The sequence below is a fragment of the Geodermatophilus sp. SYSU D00705 genome (assembly GCF_054050135.1).
This window is the reverse complement of record NZ_JBJGYT010000018.1, coordinates 62,081-79,085: the sequence shown is the minus strand read 5'-3', so window position 1 is coordinate 79,085 and position 17,005 is coordinate 62,081. Positions and strand designations below refer to the sequence as shown.

Annotated in this window: 17 protein-coding genes and 1 riboswitch; of the genes, 7 read left to right on the top strand and 10 right to left on the bottom strand. The window is 76.5% G+C overall.

From position 1 onward, the window contains the following. Window positions 1–63: 63 nt before the first annotated feature. The gene (locus ACI78Q_RS15270) at window positions 64–561 is read right to left on the bottom strand and encodes an ATP-binding protein (RefSeq protein ID WP_456924253.1); all 498 of its coding nucleotides are present in this window, start codon (window positions 559–561) and stop codon (window positions 64–66) included. A 151-nt stretch (window positions 562–712) separates the two neighbouring features. Here ACI78Q_RS15270 and ACI78Q_RS15265 point away from each other — a divergent pair, with 151 nt between their 5' ends. Then, entirely contained in the window at window positions 713–1,420 is a 708-nt protein-coding gene (locus ACI78Q_RS15265; protein ID WP_456924252.1) for a GAF and ANTAR domain-containing protein, read from the top strand. Here the strand turns inward: ACI78Q_RS15265 and ACI78Q_RS15260 are convergent. Continuing rightward, window positions 1,401–2,354, bottom strand: a complete 954-nt coding sequence (locus ACI78Q_RS15260) for a nucleoside hydrolase (RefSeq protein ID WP_456924251.1) — start codon at window positions 2,352–2,354, stop codon at window positions 1,401–1,403. The genes ACI78Q_RS15265 and ACI78Q_RS15260 overlap by 20 nt on opposite strands. 303 nt (window positions 2,355–2,657) lie before the next feature. Here ACI78Q_RS15260 and ACI78Q_RS15255 point away from each other — a divergent pair, with 303 nt between their 5' ends. Together ACI78Q_RS15255 and ACI78Q_RS15250 are read left to right on the top strand one after the other, a co-directional pair. Further along, window positions 2,658–3,377, top strand: a complete 720-nt coding sequence (locus ACI78Q_RS15255; protein ID WP_456924250.1) for a hypothetical protein — start codon at window positions 2,658–2,660, stop codon at window positions 3,375–3,377. A gap of 853 nt (window positions 3,378–4,230) precedes the next feature. Then, the gene (locus tag ACI78Q_RS15250; RefSeq protein WP_456924249.1) at window positions 4,231–6,288 is read left to right on the top strand and encodes a SpoIIE family protein phosphatase; all 2,058 of its coding nucleotides are present in this window, start codon (window positions 4,231–4,233) and stop codon (window positions 6,286–6,288) included. 4 nt (window positions 6,289–6,292) lie between these two features. Here the strand turns inward: ACI78Q_RS15250 and ACI78Q_RS15245 are convergent, their stop codons facing one another. From ACI78Q_RS15245 to ACI78Q_RS15210, 8 genes are all read right to left on the bottom strand, one after another. Then, entirely contained in the window at window positions 6,293–6,721 is a 429-nt protein-coding gene (locus ACI78Q_RS15245) for an ATP-binding protein (protein WP_456924248.1), read from the bottom strand. A 122-nt stretch (window positions 6,722–6,843) separates the two neighbouring features. Further along, window positions 6,844–7,377 (bottom strand): DUF1697 domain-containing protein, encoded by a 534-nt coding sequence (locus ACI78Q_RS15240; protein WP_456924247.1) that lies wholly within the window; start codon window positions 7,375–7,377, stop codon window positions 6,844–6,846. Between the two features lie 36 nt (window positions 7,378–7,413). Next, entirely contained in the window at window positions 7,414–8,181 is a 768-nt protein-coding gene (locus ACI78Q_RS15235) for an energy-coupling factor transporter transmembrane component T family protein (RefSeq protein ID WP_456924246.1), read from the bottom strand. Continuing rightward, a complete protein-coding gene (locus tag ACI78Q_RS15230) occupies window positions 8,178–9,524 on the bottom strand; it encodes an ABC transporter ATP-binding protein (protein ID WP_456924245.1) in 1,347 nt (448 codons plus the stop codon). Before ACI78Q_RS15230 ends, ACI78Q_RS15235 begins: the two co-directional genes overlap by 4 nt. A gap of 71 nt (window positions 9,525–9,595) precedes the next feature. Continuing rightward, entirely contained in the window at window positions 9,596–10,213 is a 618-nt protein-coding gene (locus ACI78Q_RS15225; protein ID WP_456924244.1) for an ECF transporter S component, read from the bottom strand. After that, a riboswitch (TPP riboswitch) is annotated at window positions 10,211–10,314 on the bottom strand. It overlaps the preceding gene by 3 nt. A gap of 108 nt (window positions 10,315–10,422) precedes the next feature. Then, complete coding sequence (locus ACI78Q_RS15220; protein ID WP_456924243.1) at window positions 10,423–11,715, bottom strand: Nramp family divalent metal transporter; 1,293 nt, start codon at window positions 11,713–11,715, stop codon at window positions 10,423–10,425. Between the two features lie 108 nt (window positions 11,716–11,823). Then, window positions 11,824–12,540 (bottom strand): Mut7-C RNAse domain-containing protein, encoded by a 717-nt coding sequence (locus ACI78Q_RS15215; RefSeq protein ID WP_456924242.1) that lies wholly within the window; start codon window positions 12,538–12,540, stop codon window positions 11,824–11,826. Window positions 12,541–12,544: 4 nt separating this feature from the next. Continuing rightward, window positions 12,545–14,002, bottom strand: coding sequence for an aminotransferase class I/II-fold pyridoxal phosphate-dependent enzyme (locus ACI78Q_RS15210; RefSeq protein ID WP_456924241.1), 1,458 nt, complete (start codon window positions 14,000–14,002; stop codon window positions 12,545–12,547). 92 nt (window positions 14,003–14,094) lie between these two features. Here ACI78Q_RS15210 and ACI78Q_RS15205 point away from each other — a divergent pair, with 92 nt between their 5' ends. From ACI78Q_RS15205 to ACI78Q_RS15190, 4 genes are all read left to right on the top strand, one after another. Further along, entirely contained in the window at window positions 14,095–14,607 is a 513-nt protein-coding gene (locus ACI78Q_RS15205) for a VOC family protein (RefSeq protein ID WP_456924240.1), read from the top strand. Window positions 14,608–14,630: 23 nt separating this feature from the next. Next, on the top strand, window positions 14,631–15,179 hold the full coding sequence (locus ACI78Q_RS15200; protein ID WP_456924239.1) for a GNAT family N-acetyltransferase: 549 nt from the start codon (window positions 14,631–14,633) through the stop codon (window positions 15,177–15,179). Between the two features lie 150 nt (window positions 15,180–15,329). Beyond that, window positions 15,330–15,989: a GntR family transcriptional regulator gene (locus tag ACI78Q_RS15195; RefSeq protein WP_456924238.1), complete on the top strand. Its 660-nt coding sequence runs from the start codon at window positions 15,330–15,332 to the stop codon at window positions 15,987–15,989. Then, complete coding sequence (locus tag ACI78Q_RS15190) at window positions 15,979–16,995, top strand: 1-aminocyclopropane-1-carboxylate deaminase (RefSeq protein WP_456924237.1); 1,017 nt, start codon at window positions 15,979–15,981, stop codon at window positions 16,993–16,995. The genes ACI78Q_RS15195 and ACI78Q_RS15190 overlap by 11 nt, the downstream gene beginning before the upstream one ends. The last annotated feature ends 10 nt before the right edge of the window (window positions 16,996–17,005 follow it).

Sequence of the window (17,005 nt, the reverse complement as noted above, 5' to 3'; positions counted from 1 at the left end):
CGTGGCCTCACGGCCGTCGAGGCCACGGAGAGTGCACACACCGGCGGGAGGGCCGCGATGCGCTCAGTCCCGCGGGATCTCCGGGGCGCGCGGCTCGGGGACGCGGTCCTGCGCGGTCTCGACCGGCTGCCGGCCGTTGGGGAGGCGGGCCCAGACGTGCTTGCGGCCCGGGCGGCCCTCCCAGCCGTAGTCGCTGGACAGCTGCGCCACCAGGTGCAGGCCCATGCCGCCCAGAGCCGGGTCGCGGTCGATCGCGGGCACGGGCGGCCGGTCGGGTGCCTCGTCGCTGAGGTCGATCAGCCAGCCCCCCGGGCCGGCCACCACCAGGGCGCGGACCGCGCCGCCGCCGTGGCGCAGGGCGTTGGACGCCAGCTCCTCGAAGACCAGCAGCAGGCCGTCGCGGGCGTCCTCGGTGGAGGACGAGGAGACCGACGGGTGCGCGATGCGGGCCCGCAGGTCCGACCGCACCCGGGAGACCACGTGCATCGTCTCCAGCTGCCAGTGCCAGACGTCGCCGGGCACGGAGGGGACCGGCGCCTGCGGCCACGTCTCCTGGCCCAAAGGGACCTCCTCCGCCGGTGCTGAGCGTCAGCCGGCCGTCGTCGTGCGGCCGCCCCCATCCTGGCCGAAGGAACGCGGTCCTGCAGCGGCGGGGGGCCGGAGCCACTGGAGGCGTTCCCGTCGGCCAGCCGGGGGCGGCAGACTGACGCCCGTGGAGGAGCTCTGGCGCGACCTGAGTCGGGTAGTCCTGGCCGACCGTGCGCTGGACGACGTCCTCGGCGAGGTCACCACCATCGCCGCCCGCAGCATCCCGGGTACGGAGTCGTCCTCGATCACCCTGATCCGCGGCGACAAGGCGTTCACCGCCGCGTACCACGGGGAGATGGCGCTGGCCGCCGACGAGCTGCAGTACGAGCAGGGGTACGGGCCGTGCATGGACGCCGGCCGCGGCGGCGTGGTGCTGCGCGTCGACGACATGGCCACCGAGCGGCGCTGGCCGGACTACGCGGCCCGCGTGCGGGCCATCGGCGTCCGCAGCTCGCTGTCGATCCCGCTGCCCTACCAGGGCAACTCGATCGGGGCGCTGAACAACTACGCGTCCGCGCCAGGGGCGTTCGCCGGCCCGCAGTCGCTGGCCGCCGCACTCGAGGTGGCCGATGCCGTGGCCGTCGCGGTGGCCAACGCCGACGCGCACGACCGGCTGGGTGAGCAGGCCCGCAACCTGCGGCTGGCGATGGAGTCCCGCGCGGTCATCGAGCAGGCCAAGGGCGTGCTCATGGCGCAGCGCCACATCGACGCCGAGCAGGCTTTCGAGGTCCTGCGGGAGGCCTCCCAGCGTTACAACCGCAAGCTGCGCGACATCGCCCTGGGCATCGTCGACTCCACGTACGGCGGCCCGGCTACCCGACCGCCCGACTGAGCGCCTCCAGCCGGCCGACCAGGAACTCCACCGCCGCCGGGCTGTCCACGGTCTCGGCGACCTCGACGGCGGTGGGGGAGCCGGACACGCGGCGCCGGTCGACCAGCGTCTGGCCCCGGCCGGCTCCGAGCGTGGTGTCGACGACGACGTCCCGCCGCACCGTGCCCACCGTGCCGGGGACGATCGCCTCGCCGAGCGCCAGCGCGTCGTGGACGACGACGCCGGCGGTGCCGTACGGCGAGCGGGCGTGGTCCACGTACTGCTGCAGGATCGCCGCCGCGGTGGCGCCCACCGGGCCGGCGGCGGCGAACCGGGCGATCCCCTCGGCGTCGAGGACCGTGGGCAGGGTGACGTCGAGCCCGACGAGGACGGTGGGGACGGCCGAGCCGAGCACCCGCTGGGCGGCCTCGGGGTCGGCCCACACGTTGAACTCGGCGGCGGCGGTGACGTTGCCGCCGCGCGCCGCGGAGCCGCCCATGAGCACCAGCCGGCCGATCCGCTCGGCGGCCTGGGGGTAGGTGGCCAGCAGCAGCGCGATGTTGGTCCACGGCCCGATCGCGGCCACGGTCACCGGCGTCTCCGCGCGCAGCAGCAGCTCGGCGAGGGCGACGACGGCCGGCCGCGGGTCCACGGTCGCCGGCGAGGGCGGCAGCTGCACCCCGCCCAGGCCGGTGGTCCCGTGCACGTGCCCGGCCCGCTCGGGCTGCCGGTACACCAGCGAGTCCCGGGCGCCGGCGGCCACCGGGACGTCGCAGCGCCCGGCCAGGTGCAGCACGCGCAGCGCGTTGTCCGTCGTCTGCGCGAGGTCGACGTTGCCGTGCACCGTGGTGACCAGCTGCAGGTCCACCTCCGGGCTGGCCAGCGCCAGCAGGATCGCCAGCGCGTCGTCGATGCCGGGGTCGGTGTCGATCACCAGGGGGGTGCGGTCGGCCACCGCGCCATCCTGTCAGCCGGGGAGTGCGGGGCCGGCCGGGCCGACACGCCGGGACCGGCGGGCGTGTCCCGGGGTGACCGACGCGCTGACCAGCGGCTTCCACGCTCAGCGGGGCACGGCTTGTCGACAAGACCCCGCCGCGGGCGAGGGGTGACCGACCGGTCCGGGGAGGCCGCACAACGGTTCGGTCACGCGCCCTCCAGGAGGTGTCGCGGAACGCCGTCCGCGCGGGCCGTCGTCCCTACCTTTCTGCATGTCCGCGGCACCTTCCCCGGCCGCGGCGACTACCTGCAGGAGGACGGCATGGCGATGGACCGGGCACAGGTGCTCCGCTCGTCGCGCGTGCCCGACGACCTGACCCTGAGCGGGCTGCTGGACGTCCTCGACCGCGCCGACGACCTGCCGCTGCGGGGCCGTCCCCGCCCGGCACGCGCCGTGGTGCTGCGGCCCGGCCAGGCGCGCAGCACCCGCCCGGCCCGTGGGGTGCGTCCGCTCCCGCCCGCCCGGCCGGTGCCGGTGCCGCGGCCGCGGCCGCCCGTGGTCCAGCCGCCGGTCGTCGCGCCGGAGCCGGCCGTCCGGACGCAGCCGCGCCCGGGTCTGGGGGCCCGGTTGCGCACGTTCCCCCGCGGCCTGGCGGCCCGGCTGCGCACCGTCACGCGCCGCCTGGCGCTGTGGGGCGCCGGCCCCGGCGGCGCGAACCTCGCCTGGGGCCGCCCCGTGGCCCCCGCTCCGCGTGCCGACGGCCCGGTGGTCCTCACCGAGCTGCCCAGCACGCCCACGATCCAGCCCGTGGCGCCTTCCCCCGCTGCGGCGCTCGTTCCGGCCCGGGCTCCCCGGCCGGTCGCCCCGCCCCGCGTCCCGGTGGTCCCCCCGCTCGCCCGGCAGGTGCCGGCACCGCGGCCCACCCCCTCCCCGGGAACCGCGCCGGCCGGGCACCGCCCCGGGAGCGCACGGGCCTCCGGCCCGGCCCGGGCGCGCGGTGACCCGCGGCCGCCACCGGCCCGGGGACAGCCGCACGGTTGACCCCCAGCGCGACCCCGGCCCCGCCGCGGACGCCGTCCTCCGCACCGCCTGCCAGCCGCCGGCCGCCGGTTCCCGTTCCCCCGGGAACCGCTCCCGTCGCCCCGAACCCGTCCTCCGTACTCCTGGCCGACCCCGCACCGCCCGGTCGTCCCCTCCGACGCAGCACCTGCGCCGGCACCGCCGTCCCGCTCCACCGGTCCTCGCCTCGACCTCCCGCCGACTGCGCACCGACGCAGCGCGCGGACCCTCCAGGGAGGCGCAGACCGCTGGGCGGCCGGCCGCCGGCACCGGGTCGCCGCCGGACCGGGACGCCCCGTCCCGCCGCCACCCGCGCCCCCGGGTGCGCCGGCACCGACGGACGGCGCTGCGGGGGACCGAGCCGCCGGTCCGCCACCGGCGACCGGGAGTCGACGGAGCCGACCGGTCCGGTCGGCACGGGAGCCGGGCCGGCAGGCACCGCGACGCTGGACGCCCGCGACCACCGGCCGTGTCCTCGTGCCGGCGGACGACGAGTCCGCCTCCCTGCCGAGACGGCGGGCGCCCCTCCTGGACCGGGGGCGCCCGCCGTCTCGTCGTACTCGGGGCGTATCCATCCGGTGACGGGCTCGTTGCTCACGGTGGAGATCCCCTCCACGTCGCGGCGGTCCGTCCGCCACGGTCCCGCCTCCCCCTGACCCCGGGGGCGGGGCCTGTCGACGCGGTGTCGATTGCGGCACAGCAGGTGGCGCCGACGGCGTCGCCATGAGAGAAAGAGGGGCCGGCCGTGAGTCCGGAGCGCCCCCCGGTGGTGCCGACGAGGCCGCGCCACGTCGGTTCCCCCCTCGTCCGGCCCAGGAATGCGAGTGAGTCCACCGTGAGCCCGGACCGGCTGCGCCACGACGAGCGCCGCCCCGACACCGAGCTCGCGGCGGCGCGCCTGCGGCAGGACCTCGCGATCGAGGCCGCCGGCATCGGCAGCTTCGACTGGGACCTCGTCAGCGGCCGGCTGGCCTGGGACGACCGCCTGCTGGAGATCTTCGGCTACACCCGGGACAGCTTCGACGGCAGCATCGAGGCGTTCGCCGCGCGCCTGCACCCCGACGACGCGGCGCGGACGCTCGAGGCGCTCCAGCACGCCATCGAGACCTGCGGCGACTACGAGGCGGAGTTCCGGGTCGTCCTTCCCACCGGGGAGACCCGCTGGGTGCAGGGCCGCGGGCGGGCGCTGACCGACGAGCGGGGCACCGCCGTCCGGCTGCTCGGCGCCGGCTACGACAGCACCAACCGCCGGCAGGCCGACGCCCGTGTGGCCCGGGTCCTGGAGGCGATGAACGCCGCCTTCTTCGCCCTCGACCGCGAGTGGCGGTTCGCCTACGTCAACGCCGAGGCCGAGCGGGTGCTCGGCCGGTCGCGCGAGGAGCTGCTGGGCGGCGACATCTGGGCGCTCTACCCGGCGGCGGTCGGCAGCGACTTCGAGGTCAACTACCGCGGCGCCGCGGCCACCGGCGAGGAGCGGGTCTTCGAGGCGTACTACCCCGCGCCCCTCGACGCCTGGTACGAGGTGTGGGCGTGGCCGGGCCCAGACGGGCTCTCCGTCTACTTCCTCGACGTCACCGAGCGGCGGGCGGCGCAGGCCCGCGCCCAGAGCAGCGCGGCCCGCCTGGCCGTCATCGCCGAGGTCAGCGCGGTGACCGGTGCGACCCTCACCGCCGGCGAGGGCGAGGAGACGGCCCTGCAGCGGCTGGCCGAGGGGGTCGTCCCGGTGCTGGGGGACTGGGTGATCGTCAGCCTCTCCGGCGAGGACGGCCGGATGCGCGACGTCGCGACCTGGCACCGCGACCCGGCCGAGCGCGCGACCGTGGCACGCTACGCCGACCTGCGGCTGGCCTCGATCCAGCCCGACGCGCCCGTGCTGCGCGCGCTGGGCAGCGGCCGGACGCTGACCGTGGAGGACGTCGGCACGGTGGTGGGCCGCACCCTCCCGCCGGGCGAGGTCCGCGAGGTGTTCTGGCGGCTGGCGCCGCGGTCGGCGGTGACCCTCCCGCTCTCGGCGCGGGGCCGGACCCTCGGCGCGCTGAGCATCTACCGCTCGGCCGACCGGCCGCTGGCCGACGCCGACGACGTGGCCGCCGCGCAGGAGGTCGCCTCGCGCGTGGCCCTCGCGGTGGACGGTGCCCGCCTCTACGAGCAGCAGCGCGGGCTGGCCGCGGGGCTGCAGCGCAGCCTGCTGACCGCTCCGCCGGCGCCGGACTCCGCCGAGATCGTGGTCCGCTACCGGCCCGCGGTGGAGGCCGCCGAGGTGGGCGGCGACTGGTACGACGCCTTCCTGCAGCCCGGCGGGGCGGCGGTGCTGGTCATCGGGGACGTCGTGGGCCACGACACCGCGGCCGCGGCGGCCATGGGCCAGCTGCGCGGGCTGCTGCGCGGCATCGCCTACCGCCAGGGCATCGGTCCGGCGCAGGTGCTCAGCGACCTCGACGCCGCCGTCCAGGGGCTGGGCATGCCCACGATGGCCACCGCCGCCGTGGCCCGCGTGGAGCAGACCCCCGAGCAGCGGGCGGCCGGCCTGACCAGCCTGCGCTGGTCCAACGCCGGGCACCCGCCGCCGCTGCTGCTGCACGACGACGGGCGGGTGGAGGAGCTCGCGGGCAGCCGCCCGGAGCTCATGCTGGGTGTCGACCCGGCCGCGCCGCGCACCGAGAGCGTGGTGACCTTCCGGCGCGGTGCGACCGTGCTCCTGTACACCGACGGCCTCGTCGAGGGCCGCGACCTGCCCCTGGACGACGGCATCGCCCGCCTCCGCACGGCGCTGGAGGAACTGGGCGGCCTGCCGCTGGAGGAGTTCTGCGACGCCGTGATCGAGCGGCTGCGCCCCTCGGGCCCGCAGGACGACATCGCCCTGGTGGCGATCCGCCTCCACCACCAGGACTGAGCCCTCAGGGGGTCAGGACGGCCCACACGTGCTTGGCGCCGGCGGCGGTGTACCAGCCGTGCGCGGTCGCCAGTTCGGCGATCAGGTAGAGGCCCAGCCCGCCCTCGCTGGGGTCGCGCCCCACCGCGGGGGAGGGCGGGGTGCTGACGGCGGCGTCGGAGACCTCGATCAGCCAGCCCTCGCCGGTGGTGCGCACCGCGGCCCGGACGTGGCCCCCGCCGTGGCGCAGCGCGTTGGAGGCCATCTCGTCGAGGGCCAGGATCAGCCGGTCCCGCAGGTCGGCCAGCCCGGGGCAGGCCGCGGTGAGGTGCCGGCGCAGGTCGGCGCGCACGCCGGGCAGCTCCGCGACGGCGACGAGTTCCCAAGTCAGGGCCTCGCAGGCAGGCGGTGGAGTCGCGGACGGCCAGATCGGCCGGGCCGTCTCCCGTGTCACGCCGATGGTCCCCTCACGTGCTCGACATCGCCCGGCAGGCGCAGCGGTGCCCGGCCCGCTGGCGCGCCGAACACCTGCGTATACGCCCGGCGGCGAGCCGCTAAACCTGTCTGTAACCGGTCTCACACGGCCGCCATCTCGGCCAGTCTCCGGACGGTGTTCCAGTTCCGTCCGGTCCCCGCCACGCCGAGCAGGGTGTCCCACTTCCAGGCGCCCAGCGGGGTGTTGCTGATGCCGTCGGGCAGCCACAGGAACAGCTCCCGGCCGGTGACCCGGTACTCGCCGGAGTCGGCCGGCGGCAGCGCCGCCACCCGCCCGGGGTCGGGGGCCCGCGGCAGGAAGGTCACCAGGTACCGGGCCGGGTCGGTGGCCACCGAGCCCAGCGGGTCGGCGGCCACGACGGCGGCCACCTCCGCCCCGGTCCGGACGACGACGGGCACCGCGGCGCCGAACCGCTCACGCACCGCCGTCTCGACGTCCTCGACCAGCTCGGCCTCGCTCAGCGGGCTGTCCAGGACGACGTTGCCGCTGCGCAGGTGGGTGCGCACGTCCCCGTGGCCGCGGGCGGTCAGGACCTCCCGCAGGTCGGCCATCCCGATCTGGCGGGCCCGGCCGACGTTGACGCCGCGCAGCAGGACGACGTAGCGGGTGCCCACGATCGGCACCGTAGCGGCGCGGACGCCGGATCCCGGTCAGCCGAGCAGCGGGTCCCACGTGCCGAGCGCGACACTGGCCCCCACCGCGACGGCGCAGACCGCGGCCGCGGCGGCGACGAACCAGCCGTCGCTGCGCCGGAGCACCGACCCGCGGGCGTTCGTGCGCGGTACCCCGGAGTCGAAGCCGCGGGCGTCCATGGCGGTCGCCAGCCGGGTGCCGCGGCGCAGCGCGGCCACCAGGAGGGCGAAGGCGGTGCCGGTGAGCAGCCGGGCCGCGGCGACCGGGTTCGCCCCGGCGGCCACGCCCCGGGCGCGGCGGGCCGAGCGGATGGTCTCCCACTCCGCGGCCAGCAGCGGCACCAGCCGCAGCGCGGCCAGGGCACCGTAGGCGAACCGGGTGGGCACCCGCCAGTGCACGGTCAGCGCGTCGGCCAGCCGCACCGGGTCGGTGGAGGCCACTAGCAGCACGCCCGGCAGCGCCAGCGCCACCACCCGCAGCCCCCACGTGGCGCCGCTGAGCCACGCGGCCGCGCCGTCCAGCGCACCGAAGGCGACGTTGACCCACGCCACGCCGGCCGCGCTCAGCAGCAGCGGCCAGGTGCGGCGCAGCACCTCCCGGGGGCGCGTGAGCCCGGCGGCCGGGAACAGGGCGAGCTCCGCGGCGAGGACGACGGCGGGGGTGACCGGGTCGCCGCTGACCAGCAGCACCGCGGTGAGCAGGGCGATGGCGGTCAGCTGGGCGACCGGGTTGACCGCCGACAGCGGGACGGGCCGGGCCGGGCCGAGCGCGAGCGGCGCGGTCACGGCACGGCCACCGGTGCGCCGAGGGGGAGGACGTCGTCGGCCAGCGCGGCGACGACGGCGGCGTCGTGGGTGACCAGGCACAGCGCCCGGTCGCCGTTCTGCTGCTCGGCCAGGAGCGCGACCAGCTCGGCCCAGGTGTCGCGGTCCTGGCCGAAGGTCGGCTCGTCGAGGACCAGCACCCGCGGCCGGGTGGCCAGCGCCGTGGCGACCGACAGCCGCCGCTGCTGGCCGCCGGAGAGCGTGAACGGGTTGGCCTCGGCCAGCGGGGCCAGCCCGAGCCGCTCGAGCAGCTCCTCGGCGGTGGCGTGGGCCTGCGCGGCGCCCGCACCGGACCGCAGCGGCCCCAGGGACAGCTCGTCGCGCACCCGGCCGGTGAGGAACTGGTGCTCCGGGTGCTGGAACACCGTCCCGATCCGCTCCACCAGCTCCGCCGCCGGCCAGCGCGACGGCGGCCGGCCGGGGCGGCGCAGGCCCGCAGTGAGCACCGGCGCAGCGGTCACCCGTCCGGTGGTGGGCGCGCGCAGCCCGGCCAGCAGCAGGGCCAGCGTGGACTTGCCGGTGCCGTTGGGGCCGGTCACCGCCAGGGTGCGGCCGGCGCGCAGGACGGCGTCGGTCGGGGGCAGCGCGGGGACGGCGGACTCCCGGTGGGTGTACCCGGCGGCCTCGGCGGCCAGCAACGGCTCCCCGGGCGGGTGCGGGCAGCGGTCGGGGAACCGCAGCGGGGCCGGCGTCCACCCGGGACCGTGCTCGACGGTCCCCCCGCCCGGCAGCAGCTCCACGACCCAGTCCACCAGCGGCAGCCACGCCTCGACGTCGTGGTCGACGACGACCAGCGTGGCGCCGCGGCCGGCGACGGCCCGGGTGACCGCGCCGCGGACCAGCGCGGCGCCGGCCGGGTCGAGCTGGGCGGTCGGCTCGTCGAGCAGCAGCAGCCCGGGCCGCGGGGCGAGCGCGCCGGCCAGCACCAGCCGCTGCTTCTGCCCGCCGGACAGTGCCCCGGTCGGCCGGTCCCGCCCCAGGTCGAAGCCGACCGCGTCCAGCGCCGCGTCGACGGCGGGCCAGATCACGGTGGGGGGCGTGCCGGCGTTCTCCAGCCCGAACGCGACGTCGTCCCCGGCGCGGGTCATGACCAGCTGCGCGTCGGGGTCCTGGAAGACCATGCCGACCCGCTGCCGCCGCCGGTCGGGCGGGGCGCCGTCGACGGTCAGCACGCCGTCGGCGTCCCCGCTCTCCGGGTCCAGCAGGCCGCCCAGCGCCCGCAGCAGCGTCGACTTGCCCGACCCGGAGGCGCCGGTGAGCAGCACCCGCTCACCGGGGTCGATCCGCAGGTCGACGTCCCGCACCGCCCAGGCCCGCCGCGTGGCGTGCCGGAAACCCCACCCGGCCAGCGCGACGGCGGCCGGGCCGGTGCCGCTCAGTGCCGGGTGCGGCCGGAGGCGAACGACGACAGGGCGCCGCTGGCCGCCAGCGCCCGGGTGAGCAGCACGCTTCCGACGCCGGCGACGACCGTGGTGCCGGCGACGACGAGGACGACGTAGGTCGTCTTCCAGCCCCCGGTCCAGTCCGGGTAGTAGTAGAGGAGGTCGAGGACGGCGGCCATCGCACCGGCCAGCGCCGCCGACAGCAGCGCCGGCACCCAGCCGAACCAGCGGTACCGGAACGCGGCGAACCCGGCCTCGCCGGCCAGGCCCTGCAGGATGCCGTAGACGATCGTCGTCGTCCCCCAGGCGGAGCCGAGCAGCGCGGAGACGACGGCCGCGATCAGCTCGGCGAACAGCCCCGCGCCCGGCTTGCGGACCACGAGCGGCGCGAGTACCGCCGGGACCAGCCAGACGCCGTACATGAAGGCCTGCCCGGGCGGGAAGGCGGCGAACGCCGCCCCGGTGCCCGCCCACAGCAGGCCCCAGGCCCAGAAGACGACGCCGAAGGCGACGCCGAGGACGGCGGTGACGACGATGTCGACGGTGCGCCAGCGGCTGGGACGCCCCCGGGTGGGCGCAGCCGACGACGGACGGACGGCCTGCTCGGCCATGGTCTTCCTCCAGACTCCCTGCGCCGGCATGACCCGGATCAGGTTCGAGGGTCTGCGGGATCCCGCACTCTCAGCGCCGAAGCGCTCCCCTGCTGTGTGTTCGGTTGTGCCGCCCAGCGTAGCCCCTCGCCGAACACGCGATCATGGCGCCGTGACCACCGGAGGCGGCTCCGGAGTGGTCACGACGCCATGATCGGCGGGAGGGCGCCTCAGCCGAGGGCGAAGCCCAGGAGCAGGTGCCCGTTGAGCCCGATGATCAGCGCCGCGACGACCGCGCCGGCGACCGTGGTGACCGGCCGGTTCACCCAGGAGCCCATCACCGCGCGGCGGGAGGTCAGCCACAGCAGCGGGACGAGCGCGAACGGGATGCCGAAGGAGAGGACCACCTGCGACCAGACCAGCGCCGTCGTCGGGTCCCCGCCCAGCACGAGCACCGCGAGCGCCGGGGCGAGGGTGATCAGCCGACGGGCCAGCACCGGGATGGAGCGGCGCAGGAACCCGGCCATGACCACCTGCCCGGCGTGGGTGCCGACCGAGGAGGAGGCGAAGCCCGAGGCCAGCAGCGCGACGGCGAAGGCCAGCGCCGCGCCGGTGCCGAGCTGGTCGCCGAGCCCGGCGTGCACGCTCTCCAGCGACGCGATGCCGTCGTCGGCGGTGAACAGCTGCGCGGCGATGACCAGCATCGCGGCGTTGACCAGCCCGGCCAGGCCCATGGCCACGAGGACGTCGATCCGCTGGGCCTTCAGCAGCCGGCGGCGGCCGCTCTCGGTGCGCCCGGCGGTGACGACGTCGCCGTATCGGCCCGGGGTGAGTGCCGAGTGCACGTAGATGACGTGCGGCATCACCGTGGCGCCCAGGATGCCGGTGGCCAGCAGCAGGCTCTCCGAGCCGGAGAACGACGGCACCATGCCCGCCGCGACCCCGCCGGCGTCGACGCCGGAGCTGAGCAGCGTGTAGCCGAAGCCCAGGCCGATGACCAGCAGCAGCCCGGCGATCACCCGCTCGAACGGCCGGTGCCCGCGGGACTGCGCCGCGAGCAGCACGAACGCGACGACGGCGGTGATGACCCCGCCGACCGGCAGCGGCACCCCGAACAGCAGGTACAGCGCCACCGCGCCGCCGACGATCTCGGCCAGGTCGGTCGCGATGGCGACCGCCTCGGCCTGCACCCACAGCCCCCGGGCGACCGGGCGGGGCAGGTTCTCCCGGCAGAGGGTGGCCAGGTCCCGGCCGGTCGCCAGCCCGAGCTTGGCGGTCAGCGACTGGATGAGCATCGCCATGAGGTTCGCCGCGACGATCACCCACAGCAGCGTGTAGCCGAACGAGGCGCCGCCGGAGAAGTTGGTCGCGAAGTTGCCCGGGTCGACGTAGGCCACCGCGGCCACGAACGCCGGCCCCAGCAGGGGCCAGATCCGGCGGCGGCTGCCCGGGGCCGGCCTCCGATCCGGCGAGCCGACCAGGGTGGTCGGGAGGACGGCGGCCTCGGTCTTCGACAGGTACACGGGGGCCTCGCAGCGGTGCGACGGGTGGGTGAGCGCTCCTCGCTGTGCCCGCGCGCCCTGACACGCCGGGGCCAACGTGTGGCCCCCGCGGGCCGAGGTGAGGCTGTCCTACGCGGTGCCGCCGTCCCGCCGCTCGGCGGCCGCGACGACCGCCCCGATCCGGCGGGCGTGCGCGCCGCGCCAGTAGAGCCGGTCGCAGGCCGGGCAGCGCGAGAACTCGTCGTAGGTGCGGCGGGTGCCCGCCGGCAGCCGGTCGGCGACCTCGGCCTTGGCCACCGGGGTCAGGCGCGCGCCGCAGGCGGTGCACCGGGTGAGCGGGGCCAGCGGGGGAGCGAACCGGTCGAGGACGTCGGCCAGCTGGTCGTCGGGCCGGCTGCCGCGCACCAGGGCGCCGCGTCCGAGTGCCCGGCGCATGAGCAGCCCGCGGTCCTGGGTGAGCAGGGCCCGGCCCTCGGCGTTCGCGCGCTCGACCAGCTCCGGGTCGTCGGCGTCGTTGGACCACGCGGCGTCCACACCGAGCAGCCGCAGCCGGCGGGCGAGGGCGCCCAGCCCGACGTCCAGCAGGAAGCCACCGGGCGGGGCCGGCTGGGGCCGCGGCACGGGGACGAGGTCCACCACGCCGTCCGGGTGCGCGCGGTCCTCCGGCCGGGCCGGGACGCCGTCCAGCCGCAGCCCGCCCACCTCGGTCGGCGGGACGCCGGCGGCCCGCAGCACGTGCCCCAGCGTGGCGTCCGGGTCGAAGGCCAGCCGCCGCTCGCGGGACGGGCGGTCCCGCGGGCGGAGGAGGAAGGCCAGCTCCGGCGGCACCCGGACGACGACGGCCATCGACTCACGCGACGACGCGGAGGGTCTCCATCGACGGGTCCGCGGCGTCCGGGACGAGCATCCCGGCCCGCACCCCCGTGGTCAGGTGGTCCACGACGTCCTGGCTGATCCGCTCGCCGGGCGCCAGCACCGGCACGCCCGGCGGGTACGGGCTGACCAGCTCGGCGGCCACCCGCCCGACCGCCTCGGCCGCGGGGACCTGCTCGACGCGGGCGAAGAACGCCTCCCGGGGCGTCATCACCTGCTCCAGCTCGAGGCCCTGCGGCGACGGGAGGTCCACGCGCGGTGATCGCTCCATCGACGGTGCGCCGTCCACCAGGGCCCGCATCGCGTCCAGCAGCGCCTTCTCGGTCTCGTCGTCGTCGGCGTGGGTGATGCGGGCGTTGACGCGGAAGGTGTCGGCCGCGCCGAGGTCCACGTGGCAGGCGGCCCGCACCCAGTCCCCGGCCTGGAAGCCGGTGATGCCCAGCCCCCGGACGTCGACGGTGATCGCCAGCGGGTCCAGGTCGAAGGCGCCGCCGGTGCCGATGACCTCCCGGCCCATGACCGCCAGGCCGGGCATCGCGGCGAGCTCCGCCCGGATGCGCGCGGCCCGCTCGATCGCCGTCCCCAGCAGTTCCTCGCCCTGCTCGACCATGTGCCGGCGCCACCCGTCGAGGGTCAGGTAGACCAGCGACGAGGAGCTCGTGGTCCCCAGCAGGTCCTCCCGCTGCTTGAGCACCTCCGGGTCCACGCGGGAGCCCTTGAGGTGGAACACCGAGCTCTGCTCGATCGCCGCACCCATCTTGTGCACGCTGGTGACGACGACGTCGGCGCCGGCGTCCATGCCCCACGCCGGCAGGTCGGGGTGGAAGGGCAGGTGCGCGCCCCACGCCTCGTCGACGATGAGCGGCAGGTCCCGCTCGTGGCAGACCTCGGCCACACCGGCGATGTCCGCGCAGGTGCCCCAGTCGGTGGGGGTGATCAGCAGCATGCCCTTGGCGCCGGGGTGGGCGACGAGGGCGCGGCGGACGTCCTCGGGCTCCGGCGGGTGCGCCAGGTGCCGCTCGTCGTCGAAGTGCGGGTGCACCCAGACCGGGCGGATGCCGCTGATGATCAACCCCGCCACCACGGACTTGTGCGCGTTGCGGCTGACCAGCAGCTCCTCGCCGGGGCCGGCGACGGAGATCATGGCGCTCTTCACCGACAGCGAGCTGCCGCAGGTGGAGAAGAAGGCCTTGTCGGCGTCGACGGCGTCGGCCATGAGCTCCTCGGCCTGGGTGGTGACGCCCTGCGACTCCCGGCGGTCGTCCAGCCCGTTGAGCGAGAGGACGTCGGAGGCGAAGACGCCCTCGCCGACGACCTCGACCACCCGCGGGTCCGCGCCCCTGCCCTGCTTGTGCCCGGGCGGGCCGAAGACGACGTCGCCGCGGCGGCGGAACTCCTGCAGGGCCTCGAGGACGGGCACGCGTGAGTGGTCCATGGCGTGCCCCTACCCGGACGGGCAGGACTGATACTTGAAACGTCAACGAATTGCGCGCAGACTGGGGTGCAGCCGTCCAAGGGAGCACCGTCATGCCGGTCCAGCGCCTCAACCACGCCGTCCTCTACGTCCGCGACGTCGCCCGCAGCCACGCCTTCTACCGGGACGTGCTGGGTTTCCGGGCGAAGACGGAGATCCCCGGGACGGCCGTCTTCCTGCAGGCGGAGGGGTCGACGAACGACCACGACCTGGGCCTGTTCCAGATCGGCGTGGGCGCCGGGGCCTCGGAGGCCGGCCGGCGCACCGTCGGGCTGTACCACCTGGCCTGGGAGGTCGACACCCTCGCCGAGCTGGCCCGCATCCGCGACGCGCTGCTGCAGGCCGGTGCGCTGGTCGGGATGTCCGACCACGTGACGACCAAGGCCCTCTACGCCCACGACCCCGACGGCCTGGAGTTCGAGGTCTCCTGGCTGCTGCCGGCAGACGCCATCACCCCGGAGCTGCTGGAGGGTGCGGCGATGACCTCGCCGCTGGACCTCGACCGCGAGATCGCCCGCTACGGCGCCCACACGCGCGGCGGCGTCGGGGTCTCGGTCCCGGCCTGAGCAGTCGGGGAGGATGCCTCCCCGTGGAACCGGTGGAGCTGACCGCCGGCGCGCTGCGCCTGCGGACCTGGCGTGCGGACGACGCCGACGACGTGCTGGCCGCGATGCAGGACCCGCTGCTGTGTCGGTGGAACGCCGTCCCGGCCACCACCCGCGACGACGCCGTGGCGTTCCTGCGCCGGCGGGCCGACTGGTCCGCCGGTGACCACGCCTCCTGGGCCGTGGTCGACGCCGGCACCGGCACGCTGCTCGGCTCGGTGTCGCTGCACTCGATCGACCGGGCCCAGGCCGGCGCGTCGGTCGGCTACTGGACGATGCCCGCCGCGCGCGGCCGCGGGGTGGCCCCCCGCGCGGTGGACGCCGCCTGCCGGTGGGCCTTCGCCGAGCTGGCCGTCGACCGGGTGGAGCTGTGCCACGCGGTGGACAACCCGGCCTCCGGGCGGGTCGCGGAGAAGGCCGGGTTCACCGTCGAGGGCCGGCTGCGCCGCTCCTACCGCTACGGCGACGGCATCAAGCACGACGAGCTGCTGTGGGGCCGGCTCTCCGACGACCCCGCGCCGAGTTTCGCCTGATCTCTGCCGGGCCGCGGGCCTGCGCCCGGCCCGCGGTCTGTGCACAGGACGTGGGCTGCCGACCCCTGAGGCCACGGAGAGTGCACAGAACGGTGACCGCGGCCGGCGAGCCCCTTGACGGCAGTGCGCCTGACATCTGAGATGTCAGTTGTGTCCCTCGCTCCGGTCAGCCGCGTCCTCCTGCGGGACGTCGCCCTGACCCGCATCCGCGAGGCGATCGTCTCCGGCGACCTCGAGCCCGGTGCCGTGGTCAAGGACGCCGAACTGGCCGCGCGGCTCGGACTGTCGGTCGCCCCGGTGCGGGCGGCGCTCGCCCGCCTGGCCGACGAGGGGCTGGTCGAGGCCAAACCGCAGAGCCACACCCGGGTCACCCCGCTGCGGGTGCGGGAGGTCCGCGACGCCGCCGTCGTGGTCCGGGCGATGCACGAGCTGGCCGCCCGGGAGGCCGCCGCCGCCACGACGCCGGAGGACGTGGCCGCGATGCGGGCGGCCAACCAGCGGTTCGCCGCCGCGCTCGCCGCGGGGGACGCCGACGCCGCGCTCGCCGCGGACGACGACCTGCACGCCGTCCTGCTCGCCCGCTGCGGCAACGGCGCGCTCGCCGCGACCGTCGCCCGGCTCACCCCCGCCGTCCGCCGGCTGGAGCGCCGGCGCTTCGCCACCGCGCACGGCCGGGAGTCCGTCGCCCTGCACGACCGCCTGATCGCCGCCTGCGCGGACGCCGACGTCGACGCCGCCGTCGCCACCACCACCGAGATCTGGACGGCGCTGCTGTCCGAGCTGCACGAGGAGATCCCCGATGCTGTCTGACCACCCCCGCTACCCGCTGCTGTTCGGCCCCTCGCCGGTGCACCGGCTGGACCGGCTGACCGAGCACCTGGGCGGCGCCGCCGTCTGGGCCAAGCGGGAGGACGTCAACTCCGGCATCGCGTTCGGCGGCAACAAGACCCGCAAGCTCGAGTACCTCGTCGCCGACGCGCTGGCCCAGGGCTGCGACACGCTCGTGTCGATCGGCGGCGTGCAGAGCAACCACACCCGGCAGGTCGCCGCGGTCGCCGCGCGGGTGGGCCTCAGGTGCGTGCTCGTGCAGGAGAGCTGGGTGGACTGGCCCGACGCCGTCTACGACAAGGTCGGCAACATCCTGATCAGCCGGCTGGCCGGGGCCGACGTCCGGCTGGTCAAGGCCGGGTTCGGCATCGGGTTCAAGGAGAGCTGGGAGACCGCGCTCGCCGAGATCGAGGCCTCCGGCGGCAAGCCCTACGCCATCCCGGCCGGGGCGTCGGACCACCCGCTCGGCGGCCTGGGCTTCGCCGGCTGGGCGGAGGAGGTCGCCGCGCAGGAGGCCGAGCTCGGCGTCTTCTTCGACACCGTCGTCGTCTGCTCGGTCACCGGCTCCACGCAGGCCGGGATGGTCGCGGGCTTCGCCAAGCTCGAGGAGGACGGCGCCCGGCCGCGGCGGGTGCTGGGGGTCGACGCGAGCGCCAAGCCGGCCGAGACCCGCGACCAGGTCCTGCGCATCGCCCAGCGCACCGGGCAGCTGATCGGCCTGCGCCGCGGGCTGACCCTCGACGACGTCGAGCTCGACGAGCGCTACCACGCCGGGATCTACGGCATCCCCGACCAGACGACGATCACGGCGATGGAGCTGGCCGCCCGCACCGAGGGCATGGTCACCGACCCGGTCTACGAGGGGAAGTCGATGGCCGCGACGATCGACCTCGTCGGGCGGCGCGAGATCGACCCGTCGTCCACGGTGCTCTACGCCCACCTCGGCGGGCAGCCCGCGCTCAACGGCTACAGCGCCCTCTTCTCCTGAGGGACCGGAG